This window comes from Leisingera coralii (assembly GCF_049056525.1).
GTDB lineage: Bacteria > Pseudomonadota > Alphaproteobacteria > Rhodobacterales > Rhodobacteraceae > Leisingera > Leisingera coralii.
On record NZ_JBHUPT010000056.1, the window covers coordinates 40,364 to 57,434 of the forward strand.

The 17,071-nt window shown below is 66.2% G+C and carries 13 protein-coding genes; 4 read left to right on the top strand and 9 right to left on the bottom strand.

The window, feature by feature from the left end:
• Positions 1-82: 82 nt before the first annotated feature.
• The 3 genes from ilvC to ACFMBG_RS17200 all read left to right on the top strand — a co-directional run bounded on the left by ilvC (position 83) and on the right by ACFMBG_RS17200 (position 3,243).
• Positions 83-1,105 (top strand): ketol-acid reductoisomerase, encoded by a 1,023-nt coding sequence (gene ilvC, locus ACFMBG_RS17190; protein ID WP_421055926.1) that lies wholly within the window; start codon positions 83-85, stop codon positions 1,103-1,105.
• A gap of 230 nt (positions 1,106-1,335) precedes the next feature.
• Positions 1,336-2,244 (top strand): DMT family transporter, encoded by a 909-nt coding sequence (locus tag ACFMBG_RS17195; RefSeq protein WP_421055927.1) that lies wholly within the window; start codon positions 1,336-1,338, stop codon positions 2,242-2,244.
• 93 nt (positions 2,245-2,337) lie between these two features.
• On the top strand, positions 2,338-3,243 hold the full coding sequence (locus ACFMBG_RS17200) for a DMT family transporter (RefSeq protein ID WP_421055928.1): 906 nt from the start codon (positions 2,338-2,340) through the stop codon (positions 3,241-3,243).
• An 18-nt stretch (positions 3,244-3,261) separates the two neighbouring features.
• Here ACFMBG_RS17200 and glmM read toward each other — a convergent pair whose 3' ends face one another.
• The 9 genes from glmM to ACFMBG_RS17245 all read right to left on the bottom strand — a co-directional run bounded on the left by glmM (position 3,262) and on the right by ACFMBG_RS17245 (position 14,826).
• Complete coding sequence (gene glmM / locus ACFMBG_RS17205; RefSeq protein ID WP_421055929.1) at positions 3,262-4,605, bottom strand: phosphoglucosamine mutase; 1,344 nt, start codon at positions 4,603-4,605, stop codon at positions 3,262-3,264.
• Positions 4,606-4,628: 23 nt separating this feature from the next.
• Positions 4,629-5,624 (bottom strand): dihydropteroate synthase, encoded by a 996-nt coding sequence (gene folP, locus ACFMBG_RS17210; RefSeq protein WP_421055930.1) that lies wholly within the window; start codon positions 5,622-5,624, stop codon positions 4,629-4,631.
• Positions 5,621-6,541, bottom strand: a complete 921-nt coding sequence (locus tag ACFMBG_RS17215) for a dihydroneopterin aldolase (RefSeq protein WP_421055931.1) — start codon at positions 6,539-6,541, stop codon at positions 5,621-5,623. The genes folP and ACFMBG_RS17215 overlap by 4 nt, the downstream gene beginning before the upstream one ends.
• Before the next feature lie 128 nt (positions 6,542-6,669).
• On the bottom strand, positions 6,670-7,323 hold the full coding sequence (locus tag ACFMBG_RS17220; RefSeq protein WP_421055932.1) for a cell wall hydrolase: 654 nt from the start codon (positions 7,321-7,323) through the stop codon (positions 6,670-6,672).
• Between the two features lie 170 nt (positions 7,324-7,493).
• Complete coding sequence (locus tag ACFMBG_RS17225; RefSeq protein ID WP_421055933.1) at positions 7,494-10,070, bottom strand: putative PEP-binding protein; 2,577 nt, start codon at positions 10,068-10,070, stop codon at positions 7,494-7,496.
• Between the two features lie 235 nt (positions 10,071-10,305).
• Positions 10,306-12,543, bottom strand: coding sequence for a glycine--tRNA ligase subunit beta (gene glyS, locus ACFMBG_RS17230; RefSeq protein WP_421055934.1), 2,238 nt, complete (start codon positions 12,541-12,543; stop codon positions 10,306-10,308).
• Between the two features lie 73 nt (positions 12,544-12,616).
• Positions 12,617-13,192, bottom strand: a complete 576-nt coding sequence (locus tag ACFMBG_RS17235) for a DUF6446 family protein (protein WP_421055935.1) — start codon at positions 13,190-13,192, stop codon at positions 12,617-12,619.
• A gap of 3 nt (positions 13,193-13,195) precedes the next feature.
• Complete coding sequence (locus tag ACFMBG_RS17240; protein WP_421055936.1) at positions 13,196-13,900, bottom strand: FkbM family methyltransferase; 705 nt, start codon at positions 13,898-13,900, stop codon at positions 13,196-13,198.
• Positions 13,897-14,826: a glycine--tRNA ligase subunit alpha gene (locus tag ACFMBG_RS17245; protein WP_421055937.1), complete on the bottom strand. Its 930-nt coding sequence runs from the start codon at positions 14,824-14,826 to the stop codon at positions 13,897-13,899. Before ACFMBG_RS17245 ends, ACFMBG_RS17240 begins: the two co-directional genes overlap by 4 nt.
• 273 nt (positions 14,827-15,099) lie before the next feature.
• On the opposite strand from ACFMBG_RS17245, the gene ACFMBG_RS17250 reads away from it, so the two are divergent.
• Positions 15,100-16,872 (top strand): trypsin-like peptidase domain-containing protein, encoded by a 1,773-nt coding sequence (locus tag ACFMBG_RS17250; RefSeq protein WP_421055938.1) that lies wholly within the window; start codon positions 15,100-15,102, stop codon positions 16,870-16,872.
• The last annotated feature ends 199 nt before the right edge of the window (positions 16,873-17,071 follow it).

Below are 17,071 nucleotides of genomic sequence, written 5' to 3' on the forward strand. Positions count from 1 at the left end.
CGGAATTCATGCGCAACCGCAATCGCCTTCCCGCTCCACATGCCTATGATGCCTTCAAACACCAAACGAAAGGACGTGGATCATGCGCGTTTATTACGACCGCGATTGCGATGTGAACCTGATCAAGGACAAGAAAGTGGCCATCCTGGGCTATGGCTCCCAGGGCCACGCCCACGCGCTGAACCTGCGCGACTCCGGCGCCAAGAACCTTGTCGTTGCCCTGCGCGAAGGCTCCCCCTCGGCCAAGAAAGCCGAAGGCGAAGGCCTGCAGGTCATGGGCATCGCAGAAGCGGCCGCCTGGTGCGACGTGATCATGTTCACCATGCCCGACGAACTGCAGGCAGAGACCTACAAGAAATACGTCCACGACAACATCAAGCCGGGCGCAGCCATCGCATTCGCCCACGGCCTGAACGTGCACTTCGGCCTGATCGAGCCGAAAGAAGGCGTCGACGTCATCATGATGGCGCCCAAGGGTCCGGGCCACACCGTGCGCGGCGAATACACCAAGGGCGGCGGCGTGCCCTGCCTGGTTGCGGTTCACACCGACGCCACCGGCAAAGCGCTGGAAACCGGCCTGTCCTACTGCTCCGCCATCGGCGGCGGCCGCTCCGGCATCATCGAAACCAACTTCCGCGAAGAATGCGAAACCGACCTGTTCGGCGAGCAGGCGGTTCTCTGCGGCGGCCTGGTTGAGCTGATCCGCTGCGGTTTCGAGACCCTGGTCGAAGCCGGCTATGCCCCGGAAATGGCCTATTTCGAGTGCCTGCACGAAGTGAAGCTGATCGTTGACCTGATCTATGAAGGCGGCATCGCCAACATGGACTACTCGATCTCCAACACTGCCGAGTACGGCCAGTACGTCACCGGCCCGCGCATCCTGAAGTACGACGAAACCAAGGCCCGCATGAAAGAGGTCCTGCAGGACATCCAGTCCGGCCGTTTCGTCCGCGACTTCATGCTGGAGAACCAGGTTGGCCAGCCGACCCTGAAAGCCTCGCGCCGTGCCAACGACGAGCACCTGATCGAGGAAACCGGCGCCAAGCTGCGCGGCATGATGCCGTGGATCTCGGCCGGCAAGATGGTCGACAAAGAAAAGAACTAAGGCGCCCGCGGAACCCTCCGCTGACCTTACCTCTGCAGGGCGCTCCATCTTGGAGCGCCCTTTTACGTTTCAATTTACGCAACTTCCGCCCGGCGGCACGCCGGGCAGCGCCTGACCTTCCCGTCATGCCGGAGGCATGCTTTCAACATGACGAAGGCGCTTCCGCGCCCACCCAAGGTCAGGCGCTGCCCTAAGCTGCTGACGCACGATATTTGAGCAAGGAGGCAGAAATGCCAGACACCCCCGGCGCCGCCAATTGGGCAAAGCTCCTGTTCCTCGGCGTGATCTGGGGCGCCTCCTTTATGGCGGTATCGCTCGCGCTGCGGGGCTTCCCGCCGATGACCATCGCCGCGCTCAGAATCTCGATCGGCGCGGTTTGCCTTCTGGCCGCCGTCTACGCGATGGGCATCGGCCTGCCCTCCCTCCGCACGCGTGACGGCCGCATCATCTGGGCCTGTGCCATCGGCATGGGGTTCTTCACCAACGCCCTGCCCTTCACCCTGCTCAGCTGGGGGCAGACTTATGTGGCCAGCGGTTTTGCCGGGGTCTGCATGGCGGTGGTGCCGCTGTTTGTGCTGCCGCTGGCGCATGTGCTGGTCCCGGGTGAGCATATGACCCTGCGCCGCACCATCAGCTTCCTGATCGGCTTTGCCGGCGTGGTGGTGCTGATCGGGCTCGATGCCTTCCGCTCCGCCGGGACCGACTTCGAATCGCTCGCCCGCCTCGCCTGTCTCGGCGCCTCGCTGTGCTACGCCATCGGCTCGATCATCACCCGGCTCTGCCCGCAAGTGAACATGCTGTCGCTCTCCGCCGCAGCCCTCCTGTGCGGCGCTGCCATGATGACCCCTGCCGCGCTCTGGGCCGAGGGCGTGCCGGAGCTGCCCGCCGCCCTGCCGCTGGGAGCCGTCATCTACCTCGGCCTGCTGCCCACGGCGCTAGCGCAAGTGCTGCTGGTCCAGGTCGCCCGCAGCGCAGGTCCTGCGTTCCTCTCCACCGTGAACTACCAGGTGCCGGTCTGGTCGGTGATCTTCGGCGCAGCACTGCTTGGCGAAACCCTGCCACCGCAGCTGTTTGCCGCGCTGGCGCTGATCCTGGGTGGGCTGCTCCTCAGCCGCAGCCGCCGTCCGCGCGCGGCGTGAAGCGCAAACCGTTCGATAGATAACAAAGCAATTGCCATTGACCCCGCCTGCCCGGCGGGGTCTTGTCGCGCGGTGAACCGGCACGAGGGACCCATGCCCGATATCGCACCGCGCTACTGGCTGATGATTGCCACCCTAGGCTTTGTCTGGGGCGCAACCTTTCTGCTGATCAAGCTGGCGCTGGACGGGATCACCCCGTTCTGGCTGGCCGCCGGGCGGATCGGATTTGCCGCGCTGCTGCTCTGTGCGGTGTGGGGCTGGCGCGGGTTCAAGCTGTTCCGGGGCGAGGCCAACTGGCCCTCGCTGGTGATCATCGGCATCCTCAGCACCGCCCTGCCCTTCATGCTGATCTCCTGGGGCCAGCAGCATGTCTCCTCCGGCTTTACCGGCGTCAGCATGGCGGCGATCCCGCTGATGGTGCTGCCGCTGGCGCATTTCTTTGTGCCCGGCGAGCAGATGACCCTGCGCCGCCTGATCGGCTTTGCCATCGGCTTTGCCGGTGTTGCGCTGCTGATCGGCGGCAAGGCGTTTGAGACCAGCGGCGCCGAGCTGGAGGCCTATGGCCGCGCCGCCTGCCTGTCCGCAGCGGCCTGCTATTCGGTCAGCTCGATCCTGACCCGCCGCCTGCCGCCGGTGGATCCGGTGGGGCTGGCGGCTGTCCTGCTGGTGATCGGCTGCTTCATCATCTTCCCGGCCGCCTGGGCCGCCGAAGGGCCGCCGGTGATGCCGGACACCCGCACTCTGGTAATTGCCGCCATCCTCGGCCTGATCCCCACCGCCGCCGCCAACCTGCTGCGCGTCATCGTGGTGCGCGAGGCCGGGCCGACCTTCATGACCCTCACCAACTACCAGGTGCCGGTCTGGGCCGTGGTGCTTGGGGCGGTATTCCTGGGCGAGGAGCTGCCGCCCTCGATGCTGCTGGCGATGGTGATGATCCTGGGCGGCCTTGGCCTCAGCCAGTTCGGCAGGCTCAGCCGCCTGTTCAGCAAGGGGCGCTGAGCGCCCCCTGCCGGATCACTACGCGACGGCGGCCTCCACCGCGGCGACCACGCTGTCGACCGCCAGCGTCATCAGCTCGGCGTCCTCGCTTTCCGCCATTACACGCACCAGCGGCTCTGTGCCGGACTTGCGGATCAGCAGCCGCCCCTGGCCGTCCAGCATCTTCTCCGCCGCGGCAATCGCGTCCTGCACGTGCTCATGTTCCAGCGGCGCCTGTCCGGCCTGGAACCGCACATTGCGCAGCCGCTGCGGCACGGTTTCGAACTGATGCGCCAGCTCGGAGGCCTTCTTGCCCGTCTGCACCATCTCGGCCAGAAAATGCAGCCCCGCCATCAGCCCGTCGCCGGTGGTGGCGTAATCGCTCATCACGATGTGGCCCGACTGCTCGCCGCCCAGGTTGAAGCCGCCCTCGCGCATCCGCTCCACCACATAGCGGTCGCCGACGGCGGTGCGCTCCAACCCCAGGCCCTTGCCGTTCAGATAGCGCTCGAGCCCCAGGTTCGACATCACAGTTGCCACCAGCGCGCCGCCTGCCAGCTGGTCCTGCTCGGCCCAGCGGGTGGCCAGCAGCGCCATCAGCTGGTCACCATCGGCGACCGTGCCGGTCTCGTCGATCAGGATCACCCGGTCGGCGTCCCCGTCCAGGCAGATGCCGACATGGGCGCCATGCGCCACCACCGCTTCGGCCGCCGTCTGCGGATGGGTGGAACCGCAGCCGCGGTTGATGTTCAAACCGTCCGGCGACACCCCCACCGGGATCACCTCGGCACCCAGTTCCCACAGAACCTCAGGAGCGGTCCGGTGCGCCGCGCCATTGGCGCAGTCGATCACCACCTTCAGACCGTTCAGACCCAGATTGCGCGGCAGGGAGCTCTTGACCCGCTCGCCATAACGGAAGCGGGCATCGTCGATCCGCTTGGCACGGCCGATGTTGGCCGCCTGTGCCGGCTCGACGCCTGCCTCGACCAGCGCCTCGATTTCGATCTCGGCACTGTCCGACAGCTTGAAGCCGTCAGGGCCAAAGAACTTGATGCCGTTGTCCTCGGACGGGTTGTGGCTGGCAGAGATCATCACCCCCAGATCCGCCCGCATCGAGCGCGTCATCAGCCCCACCGCGGGCGTCGGCACCGGCCCCAGCAGCAGCACGTTCATGCCGGTCGAGGTCAGCCCCGCCGTCAGCGCGTTCTCGAACATGTAACCGGACAGCCGGGTATCCTTGCCGATCACCACCCGGTGCACCCCGGTGCCATCGCGCCGGAAATAGCGCCCGACGGCGGCGCCGATGCGCAGCGCCATCTCGGCGGTCATGGGATGGGTGTTGGCGGTGCCGCGCACGCCATCGGTACCAAAGAGTTTCCGCATTATGCTTTCCTGCCTAAAAGGCCTTACCGGACTGCCTGCCAAAGGCGCAGGGCCTGAACCGTCTCAGCCACGTCATGCACCCGCAGGAATTGCACGCCTTGCGCCAGGGCCGCAAGCCCCACGGCAATCGAGCCCGGCGCCCGGGCTTCAGCGCGCGGCTCCTCGCCGATCTTGCCGATGAACCCCTTGCGGGACACCCCCAGCAGGATCGGGCAGCCAAGCCCGTGAAACAGGCTGAGATTGCGCAGAAGCGTCAGATTGTGTTCCAGCGTCTTGCCAAAACCGATGCCGGGGTCAATCACGATCTGCTCGCGGATCACCCCGGTGGCTTCCAGCCGGTCGATCTGCTGCTCCAGGAAGTCATAGACGTCCAGCAGCACGTTGGCGTATTGCGGATCGTCCTGCATGGTGGCCGGGTCGCCCTGGGCATGCATGACGCAAACCGGCACGCTGGCCTGCGCCGCCAGCGGCGCCAGCGCGGGATCAAAAGTAAAGCCGGACACGTCATTCAGCAGGTCTGCCCCCGCCTCCAGCGCCTCCATCCCGACATTGGCCTTGCGGGTATCGATAGAGACTGGCACGGAGCTTTCGGCCCGGATCGCCGCAATCACCGGTGCGGTGCGGGCAATTTCGTCGTCCTCAGTCACTTCCTCGGCGCCGGGACGGGTGGACTCGCCGCCCACATCAATGATCGTGGCGCCTTCGGCCACCATCCGCAGCGCCGCGGCCTTGCCCGCCTCAACGCCCGCATGTTTGCCGCCGTCGGAGAAACTGTCCGGGGTCACGTTGAGGATGCCCATGATCTGCGGCTGGGTCATGTCCAGCCCGGCAATCGAGGCGCGCCGCGCGCTCAGGCGGCGGCGTTGCAGCTCGGGCACCAGTCCGGCCGGCGCGATCCGCGGCGGCGCCTCGCGGCTCAGGATCTCAACCTCGGTGAACCACAGGGCACTGCCCGCCAGCGGGACCGCGCCCTCCGGGCGCGCCTCGCCATGTCGAACCAACGGCCGGTAATATGTCACAGTTGTGCTTGCTCCACGCTGACGGCCCGCAAGGGGACGCCGGGATTATCAGGCAAATCCCCGCCAAGCACAATCATTTCACCAGCCTCGAAGGTTGCCGCGAACCAGGCCGCCAGCGCCACCGAGTTCGAGGGCGGTGCCGAGGGCCCCTCGACCGCGTCCAGCACGATCTTGGAGGGGGCCCAGACGCAGATCTGGCCGTTCTTCATTGCCCAGTCCAGCTCGGTCCGGGTGGAAACCACCACGCAGCGGTCGTCCTTGGCCGCCAGCCGCCAGGCGTTCTGTTCGATCGCCAGGAGGTCGATGCGCCGCTGGGTCCACTTGTGGCCCGTCGCGGGCACCTGCAGCGGGTGGGTGCCGACACACAGGATCAGCGGCCGCTTGCGGCATTCCATCTGGTCGATCCAGCCCGTCAGGTTTTCGCTGTCGATGGCAGCGTTGGACAGATACATCAGCCGCGGATGCGGGCGCTCTTCCTCATTCACCAGATGGCTGATCTGATCCTTGGAGCGCACCACCTCGACACCCAGCGCGCCGGGGCCGCGGTCCAGCTTCTCGATCCGGACAAAGGCGCGCACCGCCTGATGCTCCAGCAGGATCCGCTCGGCCACGCGCTCGGCCAGGGTTTCCAGCAGGTTCAGCCGCTCCGCCGCCAGCTCATGCGCGATCGCCTCCGTCACCTTGTCGTAGGACAGGATGCGGTCGACGTCGTCATCCAGATCCTTGGGCAGCGGCGCCACTTCGACCACCACGTTGAAGCAGATCCGCTGGGTGGTGCCGCGCTCGGCCTGAAACGCACCGATCTCCACCTCGACGGTATGGTCGCGCAGGGAAATGCGGTCCAGCGGACCCGGTGCGGCAGTGGCCATGGAACGCTCGGACGGGTGCGCAAAGGCAAGGCGGATTTCAGAGGGCATGGGAAATGGGCCTTTGGCTGGCTGTGTCGGGTGTGGGTCCCAACAATAGACTTTCGGCGCCTTCATAACAGTCCCGCAAACGCCACGCCAGTAGCTGAAAGCGGCACGGGCATGCCGCCTTCAGGCACTCAGTTGCTCAGCGCGGTCCGGTAGCGATCGTCGCGGTAGAACACATGCACGCCGATGCGCGTGGTGTTTGTGAAGACCCGGCTCCAGCGCGGCCGCACCGCAGTGGTGTGATAGTAGGTCGCGCCATCGGTCAGCTCGGTCTTGAGCCCGTCCAGCGCCGCCCGCGCCACCTTGGCCACCCGCTGATAGGCCTTCTTTTCGTTGATCACTTCCTTGTAGCCGTCGCAGGTGTAGGTGAACTGGCACTGGTACTTGCGCCCGGTCCCCTGGTTGATCACCCCGCACAGCGTGTCCGGAAACTGTTCGCTTTCGACCCGGTTCAGGATCACCTCGGCCACGGCGAACTGGCCTTTCACGGTCTCGCCCCGGGCCTCGAAGTACAGCGCCTCCGCCAGGCAGGCGAATTGCTCGCCGCCTGTCGCCTTTGGCCGCGAGTCCAGCCACGCCTTGCTGTATTCGACTTTCGCCTGGGGTTTTCGGCTCTTGAGCGGATTTGCGCGGAATCCAAACAATCCGCTGAACTTTCGCGCAGGTACTGCGTTGAGACTGGCCTGTTCACGCTCGATCAGCGAATCCAGACCGGTTTCGGCAGCAACACTTTTACCCATCGTGATGGTGGCAGCCATCACGGCAATCATAGTCAACAATTTCATTCAGGGTTCCCCCGTCCTTTTGGCTTGCGCCCGGTCTCCCCGGCACATGCGGTCGCATCCCTTAATGGAAACGGCCCAAAACGTCCAGCTTCCGGGGGGCTACCGATGGACAAGGGAAACACACGAGCCGCCGGTCTCACGCCGGCTGCTGCTGGATGCCCTGTTTTTTCTTAATATTTTGTGTAGGTTGGCGCGACCTGTCCGGTTTGGCTGGAAATTGCCAATTGGGCTGCGGCCAATCGCGCAACCGGCACGCGAAACGGCGAGCAGGAGACATAGTCAAAGCCCGCATCGCGGCAAAATGCAATCGATTCGGGGTTGCCGCCATGCTCGCCGCAGATCGACAAGGTGATATTTCCATTTTCTGCCCGGCCGCGCTGCACGCCCAGCTTCAGCAGCTCGCCAACCCCGTCGGTGTCCAGCACATGGAACGGGTCCTCCGGGAAGACGCCCTGGTTCACGTAATCCGACATGAACCGCCCCGCATCGTCGCGCGACAGGCCATAGGTCATCTGGGTCAGGTCGTTGGTTCCGAAGCTGAGGAACGCGGTATGCGGCGAAATCTCCCCCGCGCGCAGCGCCGCGCGCGGCGTTTCCACCATCACCCCCAGCCGGTAGGTGAAATCCTCGCCCCGCTCCGATTTCACCGCGGCAGCCACCGCATCAATCCGGGCCTTGACCAGTTCCACCTCGCGCTTGGCCGAAACCAGCGGGATCATGATCTCCGGCACCACCGGATCGCCCCATTTGGAGGCCTCCAGCGTGGCTTCAAAGATCGCCCGTGCCTGCATGTCGTAGATTTCCGGCACCGTAACCCCCAGCCGCACGCCGCGCAGGCCCAGCATCGGGTTGTATTCACCCATCTCCTCGACCCGGCGGGTGACATCGCTCACCGGGATACCCAGCGCCTCCGACAGCTCGCGCTGGCCGGTCCTGGTGGCGGGCAGGAATTCATGCAGCGGCGGGTCGAACAGGCGGATGCAGACAGGCATCCCCTCCATGATCCGGAACAGCTCGCGGAAGTCGTCGCGCTGCATCGGCAGCAGCCGCTCCAGCACCGCAGCGCGGCCCGAGGGCGTATCGGCAAAGATCATCTCGCGCATCACCGTCAGCCGCCCGGGCTCAAAGAACATGTGCTCAGTCCGGCAGAGCCCGATACCCTGAGCGTTGAATTTCCGTGCTGTTTCAGCATCTTCCGGGGTGTCCGCATTGGCACGGATGCCGATGTCGCGGGCCTCGTCCGCCCAGGTCAGCAGGGTCTGCAGAGCGCCGTCCTGGGCCGCTTCCAGCATCTCCGGCTGGCCCGCCAGCACCTGGCCGCTGCTGCCGTCGATGGTGATGGTGTCGCCGGCCTTGAACATCCGGCCGTCCGCCGCCTGCAGCATCTTGCGCTTGGTGTGGAACCTCATGTTCGAGGCGCCCACGATACAGGGCAGCCCCAGACCGCGGCCAATCACCGCGGCGTGGCTGGTCATGCCGCCCTTTTCGGTCAGCACCCCGGCCGCGGCGTGCATGCCGCGCACATCCTCCGGCGAGGTTTCCCGCCGCACCAGGATGCAAGGCTCGCCGCGCGCCGCACTGGCCTGCGCCCCGGCAGCGGTAAAGACCAGCTTGCCGGTGGCCGCACCCGGGCTGGCGGCAATGCCGCGGCCGATCACGTCGCGCTTGGCATACGGCGCCACCTGCCGGTGCAAAAGCTCGTTCAGGATATGCGCATCAACCCGCATCAGCGCTTCTTCCTGCGGGATGATGCCATCCTCCGCCAGCGCCACCGCAATCCGCACCGCCGCCTGCGCCGAGCGCACCACCCGCACCCCGTCCAGGATATGCACCCGGCCGTTGTCGACGACAAACTCCAGCTGCATCTCCTCGCGCAGCTTGCGGCGCATCAGCGCGGCATGGGCCTGCAGGTCGTTAAAGGCCTCCGGCGCCAGCTCCTCCAGCGACAGCCCGCGGGCGTCCTTGGCCAGGTACAGCGCCCCGGCCCCCGCCCCCAGCGCATCACGGCCCTGGCTCTGGCTCAGGTAGCGCCCGGTCAGCTGCGGTTTGCCGGTGGTGGAATTCACCAGCTGCAGCACGCCGGAGCCGCACTCGCCCTGCCCCACACCGGGGATCATTTCCTGCACCACCAGCCCGAGACCGGCATCGGCCGGCGCGCCCTTGGCCTGGCGCAGGATCCGCGCCGAGGTGCCTTCCCAGGCCCGCGCCATCGAGCGCAGCACTGCCGCCAGCTGCTCGCCCGGGTCCTGCGGGAACGGCTCGTCGGTTTCCGCCTCATAGGCATGCAGGATCTCGCTCAGCGCATCCGGCCCGCCATCCTCGACATCGTCGAATACATCCGGGTCCAGCCGCGCCACATGCACCGCATAGGATTGCACAAAGCGCAAATACAGCGCCGCCGCCGCCTCGCGTCCCAGGGTGTCGCACAGGTCGACATAGCGCGCATCGTTCATGCCGATGTTCAGGATCGCACCGGGGCCGCCCCAGTCCGGGTCCTCGGACGAGGGCCGCACGCACAGCAGCGCCTCCGGGTCGAACTCGCCCAGCACGACCGACAGATCCGGCATCTGCCCTTCGGCAATCGCATGCACCGCATCAAAGGACAGCGCCACCGTGCGCGGCACCGGCAGGTCCAGCCGCACCAGCCGCTGCAGGCACTTGGCCCGCCCGCCATGGGTGGCGGTGGCAATCGGCGCGGTCGCGGTGATGAGGCAGGCCGGCGGGGTCTGTTCGAAATCTTTCTGCACTGCAGCGCGTCTCCTTTGCCTGTCACCATAAGGGGATGCGGCGATGGCGCAAGAGTCTTGTAACAGTTTGCCGGCGGCGGAGGGCGGTTCTGAAAAGAAAACCGGCCTTCCCTTGCGGAGTGAGGCCCGTCCAGGAAACCGTCCGGGGGACGGTTTCAGGCCTGAACGGGCGGAGCCCGAAACCGGTGCCTCCGGCGGGAGTATTTTCTTCAAAGAAGAAGTAGGAGTGTGGCGCTCAGCCCTCGACCTTGGTGAGGTCGGCGACCTGGCCGCAGACCTGGCGGATCTGGCTCAGCAGGTTGAGGCGGTTGCGGCGCAGCACCTCGTTCTCCGCGTTCACCTGCACCGCTTCAAAGAACGCATCGACCGGTGCGCGCAGGGCGGCCATGCCCCGCATGGCTGCCGCGAAATCCTCGGCCTCAATGGCCGGAGAGATCGCCGCCCCGCCGGCCTCCAGCGCATCGAACAGCGCCTTTTCGGTTTCGTCCTCAGCAAACTTGCGGTCGGCGCCGAACGAGTATTCCACGCCGTCCTTTTCCTCCGCCTGGCTGAGGATGTTGTTGGCGCGCTTGAAGCCCTGCAGCAGGTTCTCGCCGTCCTCGGTCTTCAGGAAGTCCTCAAGGGCGCGTGCGCGTTTAACTAGCAGGGTCAGGTCGTCGTTGCCGGCCATCGCGATGCAGGCGTCGATCACGTCGTGGCGGATGCCCTGATCGCGCAGGAAGACCTTGAGACGGTCGTGAAAGAAGGTGAGCAGGTCAAGCGAGGTATCCGGCAACTCCTGACCCAGTTTCTCGACAAGCCTAAGTTCCGGATTTCCCCGTTGTTCCAGAACAGTTTGCACTGCCGCACTAAACACACCGTGTTGAGCGATTTCCTTGAGAATGACACGCAGTGCTGAAAGTTCACTGTCTCCAGCGTTGCCGGTGTTAATAAAGATATTATGGCGCAGCAGCTGTGCATCAAAGAACCGGTCCAGCCGGATCCGCACATCATTCTCCAGCACCAGCCGGATCACCCCCAATGCAGCGCGGCGCAGGGCAAAGGGGTCTTTCGAGCCGGTGGGCTTTTCGTCAATCGCCCAGAAGCCGGTCAGCGTGTCCAGCTTGTCGGCCAGCGCCACCGCGACCGACACCGGCTCCGACGGCACATCATCGGACGGCCCCAGCGGCGAATAATGCTGCTGGCAGGCGTTCGCCACTTCTTGCGGCAGGCCCGCGGCCTCGGCATAGTAGCGGCCCATCAGGCCCTGAAGCTCCGGGAATTCATAGACCATCTCAGACGACAGGTCGGCCTTGGCCACCCGTGCCGCCTGTTCTGACAGATCGGCATCAGCCCCAACCACAGGCGCGATCTCGCGGGCCAGCGCGGCAATGCGGTCAATCCGCGCCGCCTGGGTGCCCAACTTGTTGTGGAAGGTCACGTTGCCGAGGTTCTCCACCCAGGCGCTCATGCCCGCCTCGGACTTCGCCGTGCGCAGGTCGTTCTCCCAGAAGAACTTGGCGTCCGCCAGACGCGCCGACAGCACCTTCTGGTTGCCCGCCAGGATGGTGGCGCCATTGTCCGCGGTCTCGCGGTTGGCAACGGTGATGAACTTCTCGATGCGGCCGGTCTTGGGGTTCTTCACCGAGAAGAACTTCTGGTGCTCCTTCATCGAGGTCTGCAGAACCTCCGGCGGCAGCTCCAGGAACTCCTCGTCGATGGCGCCCATCAGCACCACCGGCCATTCGACCAGCCCGGCAACTTCGGCCAGCAGGCCCTTGTCCTCGACGACGTCCAGACCGTTGGCAAAGGCCTGATTGGTCGCCTCCTGCCAGATCGCCTCGGCCCGCTCGCGGGCGTCCAGCACCACATGCGCGCGCTTCAGCTTGGCGGCATAGTCGTCAAAGCCGCTGACAGTGATCTCGTCCGGCGCCATGAAGCGGTGGCCGCGGGTGGTGTTGCCAGCCTTGATGCCGTCGATATCCAGATCGACCACGGAGGTGCCGTTTTCATCCGACAGGATGCACAGGATCGAGTGCAGCGGCCGCACCCAGCGCAAGGAGCCTGCGCCCCAGCGCATCGACTTGGGCCAGGGGAAGTTGCGGATAGTGTCTTCCAGCACTTCGGCAATGATCTCCGCCGCCGGGCGGCCCGGCTTCTCGATCATCGCGAAGTAGACCGCGCCCTTGGGGGTTTCACGCTCTTCCAGCCGGCCGCGGGTCAGGCCCGCGCCGCGCAGGAAGCCTTCGATGGCCTTGTCCGGCGCGCCGACCTTGGGGCCCTTGCGCTCTTCGCGGACGGTGGGGCTTTCGGCCAGCAGGCCGTCAACCGCCAGGGTCAGGCGGCGCGGCGTCGACAGCGCCGCGGCGCCGGCATAGGTGAGCCCCGCCTCGACCAGGCCGTCGGTCACGCGGTTCTTCAGGTCCTCGGCGGCACGCGCCTGCATGCGGGCCGGGATTTCCTCGGAAAACAGTTCAATCAGCAGATCGGGCATCAGATATCCTCACGGATGGCTGCGCAAGCGGGCGCAGCGGAAAATTGGAAAATGGCGGGATCAGCGTGGAACGTCATTCGTCTGCCTGCCCGGCTTCGGGTGCCTGCCCGGCTTCGGGCGCCTCGCCTGCCTCGGGCCGCGGCGGGCATTCCTCGCCCACCACGGTGCCGTCATAGGCTTTCTGGCCGCAGTCGTTCAGCTCATGCCAGACATAGCCGCGGCCCTCACCGGTGACGGCGACAATGCGGTCGACACCATAGGAGATGTTCTTGACCGACAGGAACGACTTGGCCGAGCCATCCGCCAGCTTGGCGCCGATGGCCGCAGCATCGAAACACTCGAACCACTCCGGCGCATTGCGCGGCTCGACCTTGTCGGACAGGGCAAAGAGCTGCGCCAGCTCATCCGGCGTCACATTGGTGCTGAAACAGGCGCGGTAGCGGATCGGCGAGCTGCCGGCGTCAATCGCCTCGAAGTCGGAATAGGCAATCGGCTGCGCCGCGCCGCCGTCCAGCGGCACCAGCACCACGTCGCGGCCCGGCTGCAGCTCCACGTCGTCGTAGAAGCCATAGACCTGCAGGTAATACATCGCCCCGCCCGCGGCCAGCGCGCAGACCAGCAGGAATACGGAAATCAGCTTGCCCGCCATGAGTTACAGCCACTCCAGGTTGACGGACGGCCGGGTCAGGGACGCCGCCTTCCGGCGCAGCGCCTTGTAGCGGTCCCGCATCGCCGGCAGGTCGTATTCATGGGTTTCGCAGAAGATATAGTCGATCTTCTCGCGCAGCGGATCCTCCAGCAGCGCCTCAAGAAGCGGCACTTCGCTGCCTTCGATGTCGATCTTCAGAATGCCGATATCCAGGTTGCGGCTGCGGATGAACTCGAGGAAGTCGATCACTTCCACCTCGGCCGCGGCCTGGCCCTCATCGACCTGCTCGAAATCCGGCACCAGGCTGGACACCTGCGAGATCTTCTCCGGGTCGGTGTCAAAGGCCTCGTGGCGGTAGAGGGCGGCGGTGCCGGCCGACACGCCGGCAGCGGCCTCAATCACCTCGACGTTGCCGAGATGCGCCGTGTTCTTGCGCAGCTGCTCCGCGGTCCAGGGGTCAGGCTCGAAGGTGTAGACATGCGAGGCGGTCTGCGCCAGGCGCTCGGCAAAGGTGCCGACGTTGCCGCCCAGGTCAATGGCCACCTTGCCGCGCGCGGCCTCCTGCGCGCGGGCAAATTCGGCGTCCACTTCCTGCCAGCGGCCGCGCCGGTACTTGCGCGCGTAGTAATAGCCCTTGTCGCCGGGCAGATACTGCAGAATGCCGTACTTCAGCATTTGCAGGGCTGACGGGGTTTTCATCTCACTCATGCCGCATGCCCTCCCGCTTCGGTCTGCACAAAGGCGTCGGCGCATTGCTTGGCCAGCGCACGGACGCGGCCGATATAGGCCTGGCGCTCGGTGACCGAAATCACCCCGCGGGCGTCCAGCAGGTTGAAGATATGCGAGGCCTTGATGCACTGGTCATAGGCCGGATGCGCCATGACGATCCGCTTGCCGGTCTTGGGGTCCTGATGCTCTTGCGCCAGGATCGTGGCGCATTCGGCCTCGGCCTCCTCGAACTGGCGCAGCAGCACCTCGGTGTTGGCCACGTCAAAGTTCCAGCGCGCGTATTCTTCCTCGGTCTGCTTGAACACATCGCCATAGGTCAGCGGAATCGGCGCGTCCGGGTCGTTGAAGGGCATGTCCATCACGTGATCGGCACCCAGCACATACATCGCCAGACGCTCCAGGCCATAGGTCAGCTCGCCGGACACCGGGTGGCAGTCATGGCCGCCGACCTGCTGGAAATAGGTGAACTGGCTGACTTCCATGCCGTCGCACCAGACTTCCCAGCCCAGCCCCCAGGCACCCAGCGTCGGGCTTTCCCAGTCATCCTCGACAAAGCGGATGTCGTGCAGCGCCATGTCGATGCCGATCGCCTCCAGCGAGCCCAGGTAAAGCTCCTGCAGGTCCGGCGGGCTCGGCTTGATCAGCACCTGGTACTGGTAATAGTGCTGCAGACGGTTCGGGTTCTCGCCATAGCGCCCGTCGGTCGGGCGGCGCGAAGGCTGCACATAGGCCGCGGCCCAGGCCTTGGACCCCAGCGAGCGCAGCGTGGTCGCCGGGTGGAAGGTCCCGGCGCCGACTTCCATGTCATAGGGCTGCATCACCGCGCAGCCTTTGGAGGCCCAGTAGCTCTGAAGCCTCAGGATAATCTCTTGGAAGGAGCGCGGCGCGCCGTTGGTCTGGGTCATCTCTCATCCCTTTTGGGGCAGCGGGCCTTCAGGGCCGGCCGGGGCAGCAATTGCGGGGATCTTCCTATGCAAGGCTTTTGGCAGGGTCAACGCCCTGCGGGCGCTTGCCCCGCTGCTGCGGCCCGCCGCACGCAGCGGATCGGCAACAAAAGTGCGGGAATGCGGCAACGGGCCGGGAATTCCCCCTGCCAAGAGGAGTTCCCTTCGGCCGCTCAAAATGCTTAACCTCCGCGGCAAAGAATAAGAGTACTTCCGGGATACGAGGCCCTGACAATGAATAAACTGATTGCCGCTCTGGCGCTGCCGCTGATCGCGCTGGCCATTGCGTTCTCTGCGCCGGTTTCGGCGCAAAGCAGCCGGGATGCGGTCTGGATCCAGATCGCCGCCCGCTCCTCCCTGCGCGAGGCCGAAAGCGAGGCGCGCAGCTATGCCGCGCGCCTGCCCGACGTCTCGGGCTACGCGCTTGGCGGCGGCTGGTACGGCGTGGTCCTGGGCCCCTATGCCCGCGAGGACGCCGAACGGGTGCTGCAGGTCTACCGCGCCGAGGGCCAGATCCCGCGCGACAGCTTCATCGCCTTCCGCCGCAACCTGCGCAGCCAGTTCTACCCGGTGGCGGCAGATGCCACGCCGCCGGCAGAGCCGGAAGCCGCCCCGGCACCCGCAGCGCCCGCCCTGGCAGAGCCGGAACCGCAGCAGCAGGCCGCACTGCAGTCCACCCTGCCCGATGAAAGCCCGGCAGAGGCACGGCGCAGCGAACGCGCCCTCAGCCGCGAGCAGCGGATGGAGCTGCAGGTGGCTCTGAAAGCGGCGGGTTTTTACGACTCCGGCATCGACGGCGCCTTCGGCCGCGGCACCCGCGCTTCGATGAGCAACTGGCAGGCGGCCCGCGGCTTTGAGCCGACCGGCGTTCTGACCACCGCCCAGCGCCAGGTGCTGCTGGATGAGTACAATGCGCCCCTGATCTCGGTCGGCATGGCCCGCATCGAGGACGCCAAGGCCGGCATCGCCCTGCAGATGCCCGCGGATGAGGTGGGGTTCGACCGCTATGAATCGCCCTTTGCCCATTACACCAGCAAGGGGGATCTGGGCGCCCAGGTGCTGCTGATCAGCCAGCCCGGCGACAAGCGCACCCTGTTCGGCCTCTACGACATCCTGCAGACGCTGGAGATCGTGCCGCTGGAGGGCCCGCGCCAGCGCGGCAGCGGCAGCTTCACCATCGAAGGCCGCAACGACCGGATCGTCTCCTTCACCCAGGCCAGCCTGAAAAACGGCGAAGTGAAGGGCTTCACCCTGATCTGGCCCGCCGGTGACGAAGACCGCCGCGCCCGGGTTCTGGCCGCGATGCAGGCCAGCTTCACCCGCCTCGACGGCGTTCTGGACCCGGCAGCGGGCGGCGACGCGGTGCAGGACATCGACCTGGTCGCCGGCCTCGAGATCCGCAAGCCGAAACTGTCGCGCTCGGGCTTCTTCGTGGATGGCAACGGCAGCGTGCTGACCACCTCGGACGTGGTGGCGGGCTGCACCCGGATCACCCTGGACCACGGCTATGCGGCCGAGATCGCGGCCAATAACGCCGCCGACGGCATCGCCATCCTGCGCCCGGCAGAGCCGCTGGCCCCGGCCGCGGTGGCCGAGCTCAGCACCTCCTCGCCGCGGCTGCAGTCCGAGATCGCGGTGTCCGGCTTCTCCTACGAGGGCGTTCTCGGCGCACCGAGCCTCACCTGGGGCAAGATCGCCGACCTCAAAAGCCTGGACGGCAACACCGGCGTGGCGCGCCTCGACCTGGCGGCCCAGCCCGGTGACGCCGGCGGCCCGGTGCTCGACAGCACCGGCGCGGTGCACGGCATGCTGCTGCCGCGGCAGCCTGACGGCAAGCAGCTGCCCGAAGGCGTGAGCTTTGCGGTCAACGCCGAATCCCTCCGCGGCGCGCTGAGCGCCGCCGGGGTGACCGCGGCCAGCAAATCCCCCGCCGCCGGCAGCCTGCCCAGCGCGGCAATCGCCCGGCTCGCCTCCGGCATGACCGTCCTGGTCAGCTGCTGGGAGTAAGCGCCCGGCACGGGCACGGGCACTGAGGTTCAGAAAACATCAGCCGGCGCGCACATCGCGCCGGCTTTTTTCGCGGCCGGTGCCGCACCTGATTGAAAACCTTGCGCCCGTGGCACACGGGGCAGCTCCCGCCCGGCTTCGGGCCTTGCCAGGCCCTCACCCCGTTGGGCATGGCACCGCACGGACGTGCGGTGCCGCG